This window comes from Pseudomonas tumuqii, assembly GCF_013184545.1.
GTDB classification, from domain to species: domain Bacteria; phylum Pseudomonadota; class Gammaproteobacteria; order Pseudomonadales; family Pseudomonadaceae; genus Aquipseudomonas; species Aquipseudomonas tumuqii.
This window is the reverse complement of the sequence record NZ_JAAOJA010000008.1, coordinates 145,215-161,788: the sequence shown is the minus strand read 5'-3', so window position 1 is coordinate 161,788 and position 16,574 is coordinate 145,215. Positions and strand designations below refer to the sequence as shown.

11 protein-coding genes and 2 pseudogenes are annotated in these 16,574 nt (G+C 64.1%); 9 read left to right on the top strand and 4 right to left on the bottom strand.

Annotated elements, in window-relative coordinates; translation table 11 throughout:
• Positions 1-95 precede the first annotated feature (95 nt).
• The 5 genes and pseudogenes from ubiU to G9C89_RS25555 all read left to right on the top strand — a co-directional run bounded on the left by ubiU (position 96) and on the right by G9C89_RS25555 (position 4,179).
• Entirely contained in the window at positions 96-1,091 is a 996-nt protein-coding gene (ubiU, locus tag G9C89_RS15930; RefSeq protein ID WP_172149723.1) for a ubiquinone anaerobic biosynthesis protein UbiU, read from the top strand.
• A 10-nt stretch (positions 1,092-1,101) separates the two neighbouring features.
• On the top strand, positions 1,102-1,989 hold the full coding sequence (locus tag G9C89_RS15925) for a U32 family peptidase (RefSeq protein ID WP_172149721.1): 888 nt from the start codon (positions 1,102-1,104) through the stop codon (positions 1,987-1,989).
• A complete protein-coding gene (ubiT, locus tag G9C89_RS15920) occupies positions 1,986-2,486 on the top strand; it encodes a ubiquinone anaerobic biosynthesis accessory factor UbiT (RefSeq protein WP_172149719.1) in 501 nt (166 codons plus the stop codon). The genes G9C89_RS15925 and ubiT overlap by 4 nt, the downstream gene beginning before the upstream one ends.
• 97 nt (positions 2,487-2,583) lie before the next feature.
• A pseudogene (locus G9C89_RS25560) lies at positions 2,584-3,312 on the top strand (type IV pili methyl-accepting chemotaxis transducer N-terminal domain-containing protein); the annotation flags it as partial.
• An 18-nt stretch (positions 3,313-3,330) separates the two neighbouring features.
• Positions 3,331-4,179 (top strand): methyl-accepting chemotaxis protein, encoded by an 849-nt coding sequence (locus G9C89_RS25555; protein ID WP_390623828.1) that lies wholly within the window; start codon positions 3,331-3,333, stop codon positions 4,177-4,179.
• Between the two features lie 84 nt (positions 4,180-4,263).
• On the opposite strand, the gene G9C89_RS15910 is transcribed toward G9C89_RS25555, so the two are convergent.
• A complete protein-coding gene (locus tag G9C89_RS15910; RefSeq protein ID WP_172149715.1) occupies positions 4,264-4,941 on the bottom strand; it encodes a Crp/Fnr family transcriptional regulator in 678 nt (225 codons plus the stop codon).
• Positions 4,942-5,119: 178 nt separating this feature from the next.
• Entirely contained in the window at positions 5,120-6,340 is a 1,221-nt protein-coding gene (locus G9C89_RS15905) for an alginate export family protein (RefSeq protein WP_172149713.1), read from the bottom strand.
• A gap of 254 nt (positions 6,341-6,594) precedes the next feature.
• Here G9C89_RS15905 and can point away from each other — a divergent pair, with 254 nt between their 5' ends.
• Entirely contained in the window at positions 6,595-7,221 is a 627-nt protein-coding gene (gene can / locus G9C89_RS15900; RefSeq protein ID WP_172149711.1) for a carbonate dehydratase, read from the top strand.
• Between the two features lie 124 nt (positions 7,222-7,345).
• Here can and narL read toward each other — a convergent pair whose 3' ends face one another.
• Together narL and G9C89_RS15890 are read right to left on the bottom strand one after the other, a co-directional pair.
• Positions 7,346-8,002 carry a two-component system response regulator NarL gene (narL, locus tag G9C89_RS15895; RefSeq protein WP_172149709.1) on the bottom strand — a complete coding sequence of 219 codons (657 nt, stop codon included), beginning with the start codon at positions 8,000-8,002 and terminating at the stop codon, positions 7,346-7,348.
• On the bottom strand, positions 7,999-9,798 hold the full coding sequence (locus G9C89_RS15890) for a HAMP domain-containing protein (protein ID WP_172149707.1): 1,800 nt from the start codon (positions 9,796-9,798) through the stop codon (positions 7,999-8,001). The genes narL and G9C89_RS15890 overlap by 4 nt, the downstream gene beginning before the upstream one ends.
• A gap of 236 nt (positions 9,799-10,034) precedes the next feature.
• Here G9C89_RS15890 and G9C89_RS15885 point away from each other — a divergent pair.
• The 3 genes and pseudogenes from G9C89_RS15885 to G9C89_RS15875 form a co-directional block, all read left to right on the top strand.
• Positions 10,035-11,337 (top strand): annotated as a pseudogene (locus G9C89_RS15885) (MFS transporter); the annotation flags it as partial.
• The gene (locus tag G9C89_RS15880) at positions 11,318-12,733 is read left to right on the top strand and encodes a NarK family nitrate/nitrite MFS transporter (RefSeq protein WP_172149703.1); all 1,416 of its coding nucleotides are present in this window, start codon (positions 11,318-11,320) and stop codon (positions 12,731-12,733) included. The pseudogene G9C89_RS15885 and the gene G9C89_RS15880, both read left to right, overlap by 20 nt.
• Before the next feature lie 68 nt (positions 12,734-12,801).
• Positions 12,802-16,572 carry a nitrate reductase subunit alpha gene (locus tag G9C89_RS15875; protein ID WP_172149701.1) on the top strand — a complete coding sequence of 1,257 codons (3,771 nt, stop codon included), beginning with the start codon at positions 12,802-12,804 and terminating at the stop codon, positions 16,570-16,572.
• The last annotated feature ends 2 nt before the right edge of the window (positions 16,573-16,574 follow it).

Here is a 16,574-nt window from a genome sequence, read left to right as displayed (position 1 = left end):
GGCCTGGCGTGTCGAGGCTTGTTGACCGCGATCAAGGCTTCGCCCAGAGCCAACCCCTAAAGTGCCCGACAGTATTCCGCCCGGAAGGAGTTTTCATGCAACTGGTTTGTCCCGCAGGCAGCTTGCCTGCCCTCAAGGCCGCGGTTCGGCAGGGCGCCGACGCCGTCTATGTCGGTTTTCGCGATGACACCAATGCCCGCCATTTCTCGGGCTTGAACCTCGACGACAAGCAATTGGAAAGCGGCCTGCAGCTGATCCGTGAGCAGGGCCGGCAGCTTTATATCGCGGTCAATACCTATGCCCAGCCGGATGGCTGGGCCCGCTGGCAGCGTGCGGTCGACCAGGCCGCGGCGCTGGGGGTGGATGCGCTGATCGCCGCCGATCCGGGGGTGCTGGCCTATGCCAGTCGCCGTCATCCCGGCCTCAACCTGCACCTGTCGGTGCAGGGCTCGGCGACCAATGCCGCCGCACTGGCGCTCTATCAGCAGCGCTACGGCATCCGTCGCGCGGTGCTGCCGCGGGTGCTGTCGCTGGCCCAGGTGCGCCAGGTGGCGGAGAAGAGTCCGGTGCCGATCGAGGTGTTCGCCTTCGGTAGCCTGTGCATCATGGCCGAGGGCCGCTGCCATCTGTCCTCCTATCTCACCGGCGAATCGCCCAACCTGTGCGGCGTCTGTTCGCCGGCCAAGGCGGTGCGCTGGCAGGAAGATGCCGAGGGGCTCAGCTCGCGCCTCAATGGCGTGCTGATCGACCGCTATGGCAAGGATGAGTCGGCCGGTTACCCGACCCTGTGCAAGGGCCGCTTCCTGGTTGGCGGGCAGCGCTTCCATGCCCTGGAAGAGCCGACCAGCCTGAACACCCTCGACCTGATCCCGCAGCTCGCCGCGATCGGCGTGAGCGCGGTGAAAATCGAGGGGCGCCAGCGCAGCCCGGCCTATGTCGAGCAGGTCACCCGGGTCTGGCGCTCGGCGCTGGATGCCTACGCCCGTGCGCCGCAGAATTTCACGGTGCAGCCGCAGTGGCGCAGTGCACTGGACAGCTTGTCCGAGGGCAGCCAGACCACGCTGGGCGCCTACCACCGTTCCTGGCAATGAGGAGATCATCATGAAGCTCAGTCTGGGACCCGTCCTGTTCTACTGGAGCCGCGAAAAACTGCTGGATTTCTATGCCGAAATGGCCGAGCAGCCACTCGATGCCATCTACCTCGGCGAGACGGTGTGCTCCAAGCGTCGTGCCCTCGGCCTGGATGACTGGCTCGGCCTGGCCCGCGAGCTGGGCGAATGCACCCGCGCCGAGCTGGTGCTTTCGGGCCTGGCGCTGGTCGAGGCGGCGTCCGAACTGTCGAGCCTGAAGCGTCTGTGCGACAACGGCGAACTGCTGGTGGAGGCCAACGACATGGGCGCGGTGCAGTTGCTGCGCGAGCGCAAGCTGCCCTTCGTCGCCGGTCCCGCCCTCAATCTGTACAACGGCCATGCCCTGGCCGAGCTGATCGACTGCGGCCTGCAGCGCTGGGTGCCGCCGGTCGAATGCTCCGGCGAGCTGATCCGCAACACTCTGGAACAACTCGACAGCCTCGGCCTGGCGCGTCCGCAGGTGGAGTTGTTCGCCTACGGGCATCTGCCCTTGGCCTACTCGGCCCGCTGCTTCACCGCCCGCGCGGAAAACCGGCCCAAGGACGATTGCCAGATCTGCTGCGAGAGTTTCCCGGAAGGCATTGTCCTGCACAGTCAGGAGGGCGAGGCGTTGTTCACCCTCAACGGCATCCAGACCATGTCGGCCAAGGTCAACAACCTGCTCGCCGACTATGCGCAACTGGCCGCGGCCGGCGCCGATCTGCTGCGCCTGAGCCCGCGCGCCGAGGGCATGGCCGGGGTCATCGCGGCCTTCGATGCGGTGCGTTGCGGCGCGCTGCCGCCCTTGGCGGTGGAAGGCTGCAACGGTTATTGGCACGGCCGCCCCGGCATGCTGCGCGCCGACGAGGTGCTGCTATGAAGACCTTTGCCCGCCTGGCCATGCGTGTCGGCCCGCCACTCTTGCCACTGGGCCGCCATGTGCCATTCCCGCTGCAACGCCTGGTGCTGGAGAAGGTCATTGCCCGCCTGTTCGCCGAACCCCTGGCGGCGGGCGAATTCGACCTGCTGCAGGGCCGCTGGCTGCGTCTGGAAATCAGCGATTTGCAGCTGGCCTGGTGCCTGACCCGCGATAAGAGCGGTCTGCGCATCGCGGCCGAGGCGCCGGTGGATGTCTGCATCCGCGGCAACTGGCGCGAGTTCCTCCTGCTGGCCAGTCGTCAGGAGGACCCGGACACCCTGTTTTTCCGCCGCCGCCTGATGATCGAGGGTGACACCGACCTCGGTCTGGGGATCAAGAACCTGCTCGACAGCCTCGACCCCGACGGCTTGCCGCCGCGGCTGTGGCAGTTGATCTGCGCGCTGGGCGAGGCGGTTGAAATTCCGCCGGCGCAGGCCAAGGCCGAAGTTTTTTCGTAAGCAGGCTGCAGGGCAACTACGCCTAAAGTGTGATTGCAATGATGTGGCGAGCTTCTGACGATGATCAATCAAATTGCATGATGCAAAAGGGCTCGATATGTCTGACACCTTGGCGCACGGAATTCAGCGGCTACTGCGCGGTTTTGGCCTGCGCACCCTCAACACCCAGTTCTTCTTCTCCTACAGCCTGATCTTCCTCTGCGCGGCACTCACCGCCGGGGTGCTGTTCAGCTCCGACCAGGATGCCAGGCAACTGGACATGGCCGGCGCGCAACGCATGCTCAGCCAGAAAATGGCCAAGGAGAGCCTGCTGGTCGCGCAAGGGGCGTTGCCGCTGGCGAGCCTGGAGGCGACCCTGCAACGCTTCGAACGCGCCCATCGCCTGCTGGTGCAGGGCGATCCGGGGCAGGGCATCGCCGCGGTAGAGCTGCCGGCCGCCCAGCAGCGTCTGCGTCAGGTCGATCAGGCCTGGAGCCGTTACCGCACGCTGGTGCTGGCCGTTGCCCAGGGCGACAGCACCGCGCTGCAAGCGCTGGCCAGCGATTCGGAATCGCTGCTCGCGGCGAGCAACGACGTGGTGCTGTTGATGTCGGCGGAGGCCAACCGCAGCGCCACCGTGCAGCTGTGGGTGGCGCTGGGTTCGACCCTGGCCATCCTGTTGCTGGTGCTACTCGGGCGGGTGACCGGGATGAGCTGGCTGATGCGCCAGCTCGATGAGCTGCGCGGCAGGCTCGAACGGGTCAGCCAGGGCGATTTTTCCCAGCCATTGGCGGTGGCTTACGCCGACAATGAATTGGGGCAGATCGGCAGCGCCTACAACCGACTGCTGCAACAGGTCGGCGAGATGATCCGCGCGGTGCGCCTGGCCGCCGATCAGGCCGATGGTCACTGCAGCCGCATGTCCGCGGTGGCCGGCGAGAGTGCGCGCAGCGTGGTTGGCCAGCAGGCCGAGATCGACCAGGTGGCCACCGCGATGCACGAAATGCTCGCCACCGCCCAGGAGGTCGCGCGCAGCACCGTGGCTGCGGCGACGGCGGCCGATACCGCCGACAGCGAGACCGGCAATGGCCGTGCAGTCATGCGCAGTTCGGTCGCCGCCATTCGCGAACTGTCCGGGCATGTCGAGGGGCTGACCGAACTGATGTTGCAGCTGGCCACCGACAGCCAGGAGATCGGCCGGGTGCTGGAAGTGATCAGCGCGATTGCCGACCAGACCAACCTGCTCGCGCTGAATGCCGCCATCGAAGCCGCCAGGGCGGGGGAACAGGGCCGCGGCTTTGCCGTGGTCGCCGACGAGGTGCGCAGCCTGGCCGCGCGGACCCAGAGTTCCGCCGGTGAGATCAGCGGCCTGATCGCACGCCTGCAGCAGCAGACCGGGCGCGCCGGCCGGGCCATGGACGAATCGCGGCGGGGCAGCGATGCCACCTTGCTGCAGATCGAAGCCGCCCAGGGCGCGCTGGAAAATATCGTCGACGCGGTGCAGACCATTCGCGGCATGACCAACCAGATCGCCACGGCGGCCGAGGAGCAGTGCCAGGTGGCCGACGAAATGCACCGTTCGCTGACCCATATCGCTGGCGTCGCCGATCAGGCCGCTGTGTCCACCCGCGATACCGAGTCGACCAGCCAGGCCATCACCCGCAGCATGGATGGGTTGCAGGTGTTGACCGGGCGTTTCCGTTTGCAGGGTTGATCGGGCTATTGCTGGGCAGAGCACGTCTGTCCAGCAGGCCAAGGCTGCGATGTCGCAGCGTCCCCTCTCACGTGTACTGGCTGGTCACTCGTAGTAGCTGGCCAGTCTGGGCGTATTGAGGATGCGGATGTTGCGTCGTTCCATGGCGATCAGCCCGGCATCGATCAGCCGGTGCAGGATGCGCGAGAAGGTTTCCGGCTGGATCCCCAGTTGCGAGGCAATCAGGCGTTTCGGCACGCTGAGCTTGATCTGGCCATTGCCGGCCGCCTGTTCCTGACAGAGGTAGCGCACCACACGGCGGCTGGCATTGGCCACGGCCAGGGTGTCGATTTCGGTCAGTCGCTGGTCCAGACGGGTACTGAAACTGGCCAGCAGTTTCAGGCAGATACTCGGTTGCACTTCGAGCAGGCGACGATAGTGGGCGCCATCGATGCTCACCAGGCAGCTGGGTTTCAGTGCGCTGGCGGTCACCGGATAGTGGCGGGTATCGCAGAACAGCAGGGAGTCGGCAAAAATCTGCCCCGGCTGGATGACCTCGACCAGTTTTTCGTTACCTTCCGGCAGCACGCGGGTCAGGATGATCTGCCCTTCCAGCAGCAGGTAGAAACGCTCCGCCAGATCGCCCTGGTGGAAGAGGATGTCGAGGCTGTGCAGGCGTCGATGAATCGCCAGGTTGCCGACTTCCTGAAAAGCACTGTCGGGCAGCCTATCGAACAACTGATGCTCGCGCAGAATGGCAAGGGTCGTAGAGTCGCTCAGCATGGTTCACCTCAGTAGGCACCATCTTAGGTGCGCCAACCGAGGCTGCCCATTCCTCATCAGGACTACCTCTAAAGTGGCAGCCCGACGCGGGCCGGACACGCCAGGCGGTGCGTGGCCAGCCTCGGACTACGCACCTGGAGCTACCCTGAGCGTTTTTTCACTAGCGCTGATGGCTGGTTCAAAAGCTGTACTGTGCCTGCGCCCAGAACTTGTCGGTATCCACGGAGAACTCGTCGGCATCGTAGCTGGCGTATTTGACCAGGCCGACCAGACCCTTCACCCCGGGAATCGTATGGGCGTAGGACACATCGATCTCATCGCCGTACTGGCTGCTGCCCTGTTCGGCGCTGAAGTCGTGGTACCAGGCCGCCAGGCTGCCGCCGAGCAGGGGGGCAGTAAAGCCGAGATAGGCGTCCTCGACGCCGTCGGCCGGGGTCAGCAGGAAAATGTCGGCCCAGCCCTGGAAGGCGTGCTTGGTCGCCAATGGGGTCTGGAAGGCGCGGTTGCCCGGCCCTGCGTCGCCGCCGAGGACTTCGTAACCGGCCTTCAGCGCGATGCCCTTGAGCGTGTAGCCCAGCTCGCCGAGGTAGTAATCGCTGTCCAGTTCCAGCGGGTTGTCGGCGTAATCCTTCTGCTGGGCGTATTCCAGGGCATAGCTGAGCCCCGCGATGGCGCCATTGAGGCGCACACCAGTGGTCTGGCTCGATTGACTGCCCAGCGCCAGGTTATCCAGGCCCAGGCGGTACTGGTAGGCGGTGGCGGTCAATTCGGGCATGACCACGTATTGGGCATTCAGCAGGTGGCTGTGGCCTTCGATATTGGCCGGGTTGGCGGCGGTATCGAAACGATTGTCGCCGGGGCCGAAGATGCTGTTGATGTTGTCTATGTAGGCGTAGGTGAGGGTCAGGCCGTCCAGCGGTTTCAGCTGGCCGAGCACGCCGTCATAGGTCTGCTCGTTCTGCCGCCAGGCGACGCCGCCGATGAAGCGCTGGTTGTCCAGGTTGATGCGCTGGCGGCCGAGCACGGCGTTGCCCAGCGCATGGTCATAGCGCAGCAGGGCCTGGTTGACTTCGCTGCCGTCCGGGTCGGCGACCACCGAGTAGTCGCCCTGGCCGTTACGCGTGCTGTTGTAGCTGGCGTCGCCGATGCGGCTGACGTTGTCGGCCTCGATCAGGGCGGAGAGGCCGTACCACTTGCCGCTCTGGAAGCCGACGCGGGTGCGCAGGGTTTGCGCGTTGGCGTTGTTCAGCGCGTTGTCCTGGTCGACGTGTTCGTAGCGGTAGCGCAGGTCGAGGATCGGCTTGCCGTCCCGGAACAGGTTGCCGAAGTTTTCACTGGCCCCGGCGCCGCTGGCGCAGGCGAGCAGGGCAAGGGCGATTGGCGTCATGCGAATTTTCATGGTGATGCCTCATCAGATGAATTCTGCGGGGCACGTTAGCGGCGCGACGATCGAACATATTGACGACCATCAAGATGGCAAAAAAAGTTGGCGCCGGGCTGCAGCCGGGCGTTTGGGCGGACTACCTCTAAAGAGGTGGTCCTGGTTCAGGAGGGGGAGAGGGCATGGAATATTGATCCACAACAATTTTGCCGCCATGCACCATGCCTATCCTCGCGCATGCCCTGCCGCCGGTGGGGAGATCGGGAGCTTCGATGGACGTTGAACAGTTGTTGGCCAATAACCGCTTCTGGGCCGAGTCGCTCAAGGCCAGGGATCCTGAGTTCTTTGCGCGCCTGGCGCGGCAGCAGCGCCCGGAGTTTCTCTGGATCGGTTGTTCGGACAGCCGGGTGCCGGCCAATGAGGTGGTCGGCCTGATGCCGGGCGAACTGTTCGTGCACCGCAACGTGGCCAATATGGTGGTGGCCACCGACATGAATTTTCTCTCGGTGCTGCAATACGCGGTCGACGTGCTGCAGGTCAAGCAGGTGATCGTCTGCGGCCACTATGGCTGTGGCGGGGTGCGCGCGGCCCTGGGGCACGAAGCGCTGGGCCTGATCGACAACTGGCTGCGCGCGCTCAAGGCGCTCTATCACCAGAATCTGGAGCGTTTTCACGGCTTGGAAGCGGAAGCCCAGGTCAATCTGTTGTGCGAGCTGAACGTGCAACGCCAGGTGCGCAATGTCTGCCACACCACCATCGTGCAGAACGCCTGGAAACGCGGCCAGGCGCTGGCAGTGCACGGCTGGATCTACGGGCTTAGCGACGGCCTGGTCAACGATCTGGAGGTGACGGTCAACGGGGCGGACCAGCTCGACGACAGCTTTCTCTACGAGCAGTGAACTGGCGATGCCTGGTGCGCACGGCCTAGGCGGCCCCGCGCACCCTACGCGGAGTATGACCGCGACGGGCGTGGCACCTGGTAGGGTGCGCCGTGCGCACCATGGGCGTTAGGAGATACGAGCGTTAACGCAGATGCTCCATCGCCCAGACTGCGGCCTCGACCCGCGAGCGCAGGCCGAGTTTGTGCAGCAGGTTTTTCACGTGGACCTTGACCGTGCCCTCGGTGATACCGAGCTTGTGGCCGATGACCTTGTTGCTGTGGCCGGCGGCGATGGTTTTCAGCACCTGGCGTTCGCGGTCGGTGAGGTCGACTTGCGAGCTGGTGTGGGGCGAGCGTAGCGCCTGGGCGAGAATCCGGGTCAGGGTGGGGCTGACCACCAGGCTGCCTTGCAGGGCATCGCGAATCGATTGGATCAGCAGCTCCGGCTCCATGTCCTTGAGCAGGTAGCCATCGGCATCCAGGCGCATGGCGTCGCGGATGTCGTCTTCGGAATCGGACACGGTGAAGATCAGGACCTTGCCGTGGTAGTGCATCTCGCGCAGGCGGCGCAGGGTTTCCAGGCCGTTCATCTGCGGCATGTTGTTGTCCAGCAGGATCAGCTCGGGCTGTAGCTGGCCGATCAGGTCCAGGGCTTCTTGGCCATGTCCGGCTTCGCCGACGACTTCCAGGTCCTCCTCGAGTTCGAGCAGCTGGCGCATGCCGCGGCGCATCATCGGGTGATCGTCGACCAGCAGGATACTGTGGCGGTGGGGAATGCTGTGGCCGATGGATGGCTTCATGCGGCGCTACCTTCTTCGTGATGCCCGAGAAACTCGGGGCGGAATTGCAAATGGATACGGGTGCCCTTGGGCGCGCGGGGTTCGATGTCGAGGTGGCCATGCAGGCTGCGCGCACGCTCCTGCATGATGGTCAAACCGTGGTGCTGGCGCGGGTCGAAGCCGGGAACCAGGCCGCAACCATCGTCCTCGACCGACAATTCGACCTGTTCGCCAACCTGGCGCAGGTGTAGCCAGGCGTGTTGCGCCTGGGCATGCCGGGCGCAGTTGGACAGCGCCTCGCGGGCGATCTGCAACAGGTGAATCTGCTCGCTGGCCGAGAGCTGAAAGGCCAGGCGGTCGATCTGCAACTCGGCGCTGAAGTCGCCACGCTTGGCAAACTCCTGCACCGTGTCCTTGAGTTCCTGGTCGAGGCCGCCGTCCTGGATCTGCAGGCGGAAGGTGGTCAGCAGCTCGCGCAATTGCCGGTAGGCGGTGTTCAGGCCGTCGCGCAGTTCGTCGCTGACGCTGCCCAGGGTCTCCGCGCTTTCACCGCGGCGGATCAGGGTCTGCAGACGGCTGACTTGCAGCTTCATGTAGGACAGTGCCTGGGCCAGCGAGTCATGCAGCTCGCGGGCGATGATGGTGCGCTCGTCGAGCAGCAGCAGGCGATGTTCCTGCTCGCGCTGGCGCTTGAGCGACAGCGCCGTGCCGACCTGGTTGGCCAGGGCCTGGATCAGTGCGGTTTCCCAGGTCTGCGGCTTGTGTCCGTCGCGGAAGTAGGCTTTCAGCTCGCCCAGGTTATTGCCCTGGTTGCTGATGATGAAGGTGGCCTGGTCGGGATTGGTCTTGCGCTCGCAGGTGGCGCAATCGCTGCGCGCACAGACCTCGCGGGTTTCGCTGCCATGCAGGGCCAGCAATTGCTCGCTGGGTGCATGGACATTGTCCTGCAGGCACAGGGTCAGGCGCAGGCCCGGCAGGCGTTGCTGGAAGCGGCTGATCAGTTCATCGAGGCGCTCGGCATTGGCCTGACGGGTGGCCAGGCTGCGGCTGCTCTGGTAGAGCAGCTCTAGGGCCGCATTGGTTTGCGCCAGGGTCTGGGTCTTTTGCGCCACCCGGCTTTCCAGGGTGCGGTGCGATTCCTCGATGGTTTCGGCCATGGCGTTGAAGCTTTCGGCCATCTGCCCCAGTTCGTCCTCCGAGCGGAATTCGACCCGAGCGCCGTGATCGCCGTTGCGAAAGCGCTCGGCCGCCTTGACCAGTTCCTGCAGCGGGCTGATCACATTCAACTGCAGCTCGTACATACCCACCAGCAGGATGATCACGGTAATCAGCAGGGCGGCGCCCTGGATGCTCTGCTGCCAGCCCTGACGACGTTCGCTCTGTTTCTGCAGGAGCATGACGAAATGCTCCAGCTGGGCGACGAAGCTTTCGCTGTGCTGCTGGAAAGCGGTCTTGTCGCCGCGATCCAGGGCCGGGCGCAGTTGTTCCTGCCAAAGCGTTTGGATATCGCGGTAGGCGTTGTACAGCGGATCGTCCGGGCTGCCGTTGATGCGCTGTTGCAGGCTGCCGTCCAGGCGCAGCTGCAGGTCGTCGCGCAGCGCGGCGATACTTTCCGCGGGCGCGCCGGCCTCCAGCTGCCAGTTCAGTCGGTAGGTGGCCATGCGCAGGGAACCGGCGGTATTGATCGCCGCCGCATCGTCCTCGCTGAACCAGGCAATCAGCCCGGCGCTGATGGAGCTGCCGAGAGCCAGCACGGCGATCAGGGTCACCGCCAAACCGGCTCTGACCGGTACTGAACTGCGCATCCATCTCAACATCGCACGGACTACCTCTAAAGAACTCGGACTGCATGCAGTCTCGCGAGCAAGGATTTATATTGACTCTAACTAGCTGTTTTAAAAGGCATTTTATGTGAAAAACCGGGCTACCACTTAAGAGGTAGGCGGCGGCAGGGCAGGCCCAGACCGCTCTGTATTAATTGACCCAGGTCAAGTGCGCCGCGCCCTTGCCTATCTAGTGTGCCGCCCATGGTTCGGGAATCAAGGGGTTCGCTATGGCACGTTTGAGAACACAACAGGGCCTGGTTCTGGGTATGAGCACCCTGGCGTTCACCATCTGCTTCATGGTCTGGATGATGTTCGCCGTACTCGGCGTTCCGATCAAGGAGTTACTGCAACTCAACGATACCCAGTTCGGCCTGCTGGCCGCCACGCCGGTGCTCACCGGTTCGCTGGTGCGCCTGCCGCTGGGCATGCTCACCGACAGGTTCGGCGGGCGCATCGTGTTCTTCCTGCTGATGCTGGTCTGCGTACTGCCGATCTACATGATCAGCCTGGCCACCGAGTACTGGCACTTTCTGGTCCTCGGCCTGTTCGTCGGCCTCGCCGGCGGTTCCTTCTCGGTCGGCATCGCCTATGTCGCCAAGTGGTTCGAAAAGCAGAACCAGGGTTTCGCCATGGGCATCTTCGGCGCCGGTAACGCCGGCTCCGCGCTGACCAAGTTCGTCGCCCCGGCGATCATCGCCGCGGCCAGCTGGCAGATGGTGCCCAAGGTCTACTCGGCGATCATGTTCATCACCGCGCTGCTGTTCTGGTTCTGCACCTACGAGAACAAGGGTCATCGGGTGCGTAGCAACGTGTCCCTGGCCGATCAGCTGCGCACCTTGAAAGACCCCAAGGTAATGCGCTACTGCCAGTACTACTCGATCGTCTTCGGCGGCTATGTAGCCCTGGCCTTGTGGATGACCAAGTACTACGTCGAGGAATACGGCTTCAACCTGCAGAGCGCCGCCTTGCTGGCCGCCTGCTTCTCCCTGCCGGGCGGCGTGCTGCGCGCCATGGGTGGCTGGATGTCGGACAAGTGGGGTGCGCAGAGCGTGACCTGGTGGGTGATGTGGGTGAGCTGGGTGTGCCTGTTCCTGCTGTCCTACCCGCAGACCGAACTGATCGTGCAGACCGTCAATGGTCCGCAGACCTACAACATTGGTCTCAATGCCTGGACCTTCACCGCACTGCTGTTCGTCGTCGGCATCGCCTTCGCCTTCGGCAAGGCCTCGGTGTTCAAGTACATCTCCGATGACTACCCGGACAACATGGGCGCCATCTCCGGCATCGTCGGCCTGGCCGGCGGCCTCGGCGGCTTCATCCTGCCGATCATGTTCGGCGCCCTGGTCGACCTGACCGGCGTGCGCTCCTCCAGTTTCATGCTGATGTACGGCGTGGTCTGGGTCTCCCTGATCTGGATGTACTTCAGCGAAGTTCGCAAAACTCCCGTTATGGGCCTGGTCCCCGAAAAGGCCACGGTTCCTGCTTTCCTGCCGCTTGAAGGAGAATGAGCATGTCCGCAACCAAGAATCCCCCGGTAACCGGGCTGCCCAGCCAGGGACCGGTCATTCACGACTGGCGGCCGGAAGACCCGCACTTCTGGGGCAGCATCGGCAAGCAGATCGCCACCCGCAACCTGTGGATCTCGATCCCCGCGCTGCTGCTGGCCTTCGCCGTGTGGATGGTCTGGAGCGCGGTGACCGTGCGCCTGAACAGCATCGGCTTCACCTTCAGCAATGACCAGTTGTTCTGGCTGGCGGCGCTGCCGGGCTTGTCCGGCGCCACCCTGCGGATCTTCTACTCCTTCATGGTGCCGATCTTCGGCGGCCGTAGATGGACCGCCCTGAGCACCGCCTCGCTGCTGCTGCCGGCTCTGTGGATGGGCTTCGCCGTGCAGGACACCAGCACCACCTACAGCGTGTTCGTGATCATCGCGCTGCTGTGCGGCTTCGGCGGCGGCAACTTCGCCTCGAGCATGGCCAATATCAGCTTCTTCTATCCCAAGTCGCAGCAGGGCACCGCTCTCGGCCTGAATGCCGGCCTGGGCAACCTCGGCGTCTCGGTGATGCAGTTCAGCGTGCCGCTGGTGATCGGCGTCGGCCTGTTCGGCGCGGTCGGCGGCCAGGCCCAGGAGCTGGGCGAAGATAGCCAGCTGTGGCTGCAGAACGCCGGCTTCATCTGGGTGCCGTTCATCCTCGCGGTGGCCGTGGCGGCCTGGTTCGGCATGAACGACCTGACCAGCGCCAAGGCGTCCTTCAGCGAACAGGCGGTGATCTTCAAGCGCAAGCACAACTGGTTGATGTGCTGGCTGTACCTGGCCACCTTCGGCTCCTTCATCGGCTTCGCCGCCGGCTTCCCGATGCTGATCAAGACCCAGTTCCCTGGCGTCGACCCACTGCAGTTCGCCTTCCTCGGCCCGTTGGTCGGCGCCCTGGTGCGCCCGCTGGGTGGCTGGCTGGCGGACAAGCTGGGCGGCGCGCGGGTGACCCTGTGGAACTTCGTGCTGATGATCGCGGCGGTGTTCGGCGTACTCGCCTTCATCCCGGTAGCCGGCACCGAGGGCAACTTCTACGGCTTCCTGGCCATGTTCATGTTGCTGTTCGTCACCACCGGCATCGGCAACGGCTCCACCTTCCGCATGATTCCGGTGATCTTCCGCACCCTGCACGAGCGCGGCAGCATCGGCAAAACGGCGGCGATCAAGGAGCAGGCGATCAAGAACGCCGGCAAGGAAGCGGCCGCGGTGCTCGGCTTCAGTTCGGCGGTGGCGGCCTATGGCGCCTTCTTCATTCCCAAGTCATTCGGCACCTCGATGGCGCTGACCGGCGGCCCGCAAATGGCCCTGTACGTGTTCATCGGCTACTACGTCAGCTGCATCCTGGTGACCTGGTGGTGGTACTCGCGCAAAGGCGCGGAAACCCCCTGCTAACCGGTAACGAATCGAATCATTGCGTGTGCGGGACGCAGATCCCGCAGCAAGCCTGAGAGGAAAAAGAGATGAGTCATTTACTCGACCAATTGCGTTTCTTCAACCGTAAGCAGGGTGAGTTCGCCGATGGTCATGGCGAAACCCGCATCGAGTCACGCGATTGGGAGAACGTCTACCGTTCGCGCTGGCAGTACGACAAGATCGTGCGTTCCACCCATGGGGTGAACTGCACCGGCTCGTGCTCGTGGAAGATCTACGTGAAGAACGGCCTGATCACCTGGGAAACCCAGCAGACCGACTACCCGCGTACCCGCAACGACCTGCCCAACCACGAGCCGCGCGGCTGTCCGCGTGGTGCCAGCTACAGCTGGTACATCTACAGCGCCAACCGCCTCAAGTACCCCAAGGTGCGTAAACCCCTTCTCAAGCTTTGGCGCGAAGCGCGGGCGACCCTGAATCCGGTCGAGGCCTGGGCGAGCATCGTCACGGATCCGGTCAAGGCCGAGTCCTACAAGAGCAAGCGCGGCATGGGCGGCTTCATCCGCTCGAGCTGGAACGAAGTCAACGAGATCATCGCCGCGGCCAACGTCTATACCGTCAAGGAGCACGGCCCGGACCGCGTGGTCGGCTTCTCGCCGATCCCGGCCATGTCGATGGTCAGCTACGCGGCCGGTAGTCGTTATCTGTCACTGATCGGCGGCGTGTGCCTGAGTTTCTACGACTGGTACTGCGACCTGCCGCCGTCCTCGCCACAGGTGTGGGGCGAGCAGACCGACGTGCCGGAATCGGCCGACTGGTACAACTCCAACTACATCATCGCCTGGGGCTCCAACGTGCCGCAGACGCGCACGCCAGACGCGCACTTCTTTACCGAAGTCCGCTACAAGGGCACCAAGACCGTATCGATCACCCCGGACTACTCCGAGGTGGCCAAGCTGACCGACCTCTGGCTGAACCCCAAGCAGGGCACCGATGCGGCGCTGGCCCAGGCGTTCAACCACGTCATCTTCAAAGAATTCCACCTCGACAAGCCGAGCGCCTACTTCACCGACTACGTGCGCCGCTACACCGACTTCCCGGTGCTGGTGCTGCTGAAAGATCACAAAGGCGCCACCCCGGAACTCAACGGCTACCAGCCGGACCGCTTCCTGCGTGCCGCGGATCTGGCCGACAACCTCGGCCAGGAAAACAATCCCGAGTGGAAAACCATCGCGCTGGACAGCGAAACCAATCAACTGGTCTCGCCGTTGGGGTCGATCGGCTACCGCTGGGGCGAGAAGGGCAAGTGGAACATCGAGGCCCGCGAGGGCGGTGACGGTCGCGAGGTAAAGCTGCAACTGAGCCTGATCGGCGAGGAAGTGGCCGAAGTGGCCTTCCCGTACTTCGGTGGCCAGACCCACGAGCACTTCCAGCATGTCGCCGGCGAAGCCGTGCAACTGCGCCGCGTCCCGGTACGCAGCATCACCCTGGCCGACGGCACCCAAGCCAAGGTCGCCACCGTGTTCGACCTGTCGGCAGCCAACCTGGCGATCGACCGTGGCCTGGGTGGCGGCAACGTCGCCAAGGACTACGACGACGCCACTGTGCCGGGCACCCCGGCCTGGCAGGAGCTGATCACTGGCGTGAGCCGCGAGAAGGCGATCCAGATCGCCCGCGAGTTCGCCGACAACGCCGACAAGACCAAGGGCCGTTCCATGATCATCGTCGGTGCGGCGATGAACCACTGGTACCACATGGACATGAACTACCGCGGGCTGATCAACATGCTCATGCTCTGCGGTTGCGTCGGTCAAACCGGTGGCGGTTGGGCCCACTACGTCGGCCAGGAAAAACTGCGTCCGCAGTGCGGCTGGCTGCCCCTGGCCTTCGGCCTGGACTGGAGCCGTCCGCCACGGCAGATGAACGGCACCAGCTTCTTCTACGCCCACAGTTCGCAGTGGCGCCACGAGAAGATGAGCATGCACGAAGTGCTCTCGCCGCTGGCCGACAAGTCGCAGTTCCCCGAGCACGCGCTGGACTACAACATCCGCGCCGAACGCGCCGGCTGGTTGCCGAGCGCCCCGCAGATGAACCGCAACCCGCTGCAGATCACCCGTGACGCCAAGGCCGCCGGCATGTCGCCAGTGGATTACGTACTCAAGTCGCTGCAGGACGACTCGCTGCGTTTCGCCTGCGAACAGCCGGACAACCCGGTCAACTTCCCGCGCAACATGTTCATCTGGCGCTCCAACCTGCTGGGCAGCTCGGGCAAGGGCCACGAGTACATGCTCAAGTACCTGCTCGGCACCAAGAACGGCGTGATGAATGAAGACCTCGGCAAGCGTGGCGGCTTCAAGCCGAACGACGTCGAGTGGGTGGACGAAGGCGCGATCGGCAAGCTCGATCTGGTCACCACCCTGGACTTCCGCATGTCTTCTACCTGTGTCTACTCGGACATCGTGTTGCCGACGGCGACCTGGTACGAGAAGGACGACATGAACACCTCGGACATGCACCCCTTCATCCACCCGCTGTCCGCGGCCATCGATCCGGCCTGGGAATCGCGTTCCGACTGGGAAATCTACAAGGGCATCGCCAAGGCCTTCTCCGAGATGTCGGTCGGCCAACTGGGGGTCGAGCAGGACCTGGTCACCGTGCCGATGATGCACGACAGCCCCGGCGAACTGGCCCAGCCGTTCGGCGGCATCGACTGGAAAACCGCCGGCGAAGCTCCGGTACCGGGCAAGAACTGCCCGAACATGACCGTGGTCGAGCGCGACTACCCGAACGTCTACAAGAAGTTCAGCTCCCTCGGCCCGTTGCTCGACAAGCAAGGCAACGGCGGCAAGGGCATCAACTGGAACACCGAGCATGAGGTCGAGTTCCTCGGCGAGCTGAATCACAAGGTGCGTGCCGAAGGCGTCAGCAAAGGCCGGCCACAGATCGAGTCGGCCATCGATGCCTGCGAGGTGATCCTCACCCTGGCCCCGGAAACCAACGGCCACGTGGCGCTCAAGGCCTGGGCGGCGCTGTCCGAGTTCACCGGCCTGGATCACAGCCACCTGGCGATCAACAAGGCGCACGAGGCGATCCGCTTCCGCGACATCCAGGCGCAGCCGCGCAAGATCATCTCCAGCCCGACCTGGTCCGGCCTGGAAGACGAGAAGGTCAGCTACAACGCCGGCTACACCAACGTGCACGAGTACATCCCGTGGCGCACCATCACCGGCCGCCAGCAGTTCTACCAGGATCACCCGTGGATGCAGGCCTTCGGCGAGCAGATGATGAGCTACCGGCCGCCGATCAACACCCGCACCATCGACTACGTCAAAGGCAAGCGGCCCAACGGCAATACCGAGATCGTGCTGAACTGGATCACCCCGCACCAGAAGTGGGGCATCCACAGCACCTACACCGACAACCTGATCATGCTCACCCTGAGCCGTGGCGGGCCGATTGTCTGGCTCTCGGAAACCGACGCCAAGCGCGCCGGCATCGAGGACAACGACTGGGTCGAATGCTTCAACGCCAACGGCGCCCTGACCGCCCGAGCGGTGGTCAGCCAGCGGGTCAAGGACGGCATGGTGATGATGTACCACGCCCAGGAACGCATCGTGAACGTGCCCGGCAGCGAGACCACCAAGACTCGCGGCGGCCACCACAACTCGGTGACCCGCGTGGTGCTCAAGCCGACCCACATGATCGGTGGCTATGCCCAGCAGGCCTACGGTTTCAACTATTACGGCACGGTCGGTTGCAACCGCGACGAGTTCGTCGTGGTGCGCAAGATGGACAAGGTCGACTGGCTTGACGGCACAGACGACGAAGCCCTGCCACAACCCCTGCCACAAGACATTTGAGG

What these genes read in the sequence shown, in the direction of transcription:
- can (WP_172149711.1), top strand. Translation starts at nt 6,595, where the DNA reads ATGGACGTTGAACAGTTGTTGGCCAATAACCGCTTCTGGGCCGAGTCG.
- ubiU (WP_172149723.1), top strand. Translation starts at nt 96, where the DNA reads ATGCAACTGGTTTGTCCCGCAGGCAGCTTGCCTGCCCTCAAGGCCGCG.
- G9C89_RS25555 (WP_390623828.1), top strand. Translation starts at nt 3,331, where the DNA reads ATGATCCGCGCGGTGCGCCTGGCCGCCGATCAGGCCGATGGTCACTGC.
- G9C89_RS15910 (WP_172149715.1), bottom strand. Translation starts at nt 4,941, where the DNA reads ATGCTGAGCGACTCTACGACCCTTGCCATTCTGCGCGAGCATCAGTTG.
- G9C89_RS15925 (WP_172149721.1), top strand. Translation starts at nt 1,102, where the DNA reads ATGAAGCTCAGTCTGGGACCCGTCCTGTTCTACTGGAGCCGCGAAAAA.
- narL (WP_172149709.1), bottom strand. Translation starts at nt 8,002, where the DNA reads ATGAAGCCATCCATCGGCCACAGCATTCCCCACCGCCACAGTATCCTG.
- G9C89_RS15875 (WP_172149701.1), top strand. Translation starts at nt 12,802, where the DNA reads ATGAGTCATTTACTCGACCAATTGCGTTTCTTCAACCGTAAGCAGGGT.
- G9C89_RS15880 (WP_172149703.1), top strand. Translation starts at nt 11,318, where the DNA reads ATGTCCGCAACCAAGAATCCCCCGGTAACCGGGCTGCCCAGCCAGGGA.
- ubiT (WP_172149719.1), top strand. Translation starts at nt 1,986, where the DNA reads ATGAAGACCTTTGCCCGCCTGGCCATGCGTGTCGGCCCGCCACTCTTG.
- G9C89_RS15905 (WP_172149713.1), bottom strand. Translation starts at nt 6,340, where the DNA reads ATGAAAATTCGCATGACGCCAATCGCCCTTGCCCTGCTCGCCTGCGCC.
- G9C89_RS15890 (WP_172149707.1), bottom strand. Translation starts at nt 9,798, where the DNA reads ATGTTGAGATGGATGCGCAGTTCAGTACCGGTCAGAGCCGGTTTGGCG.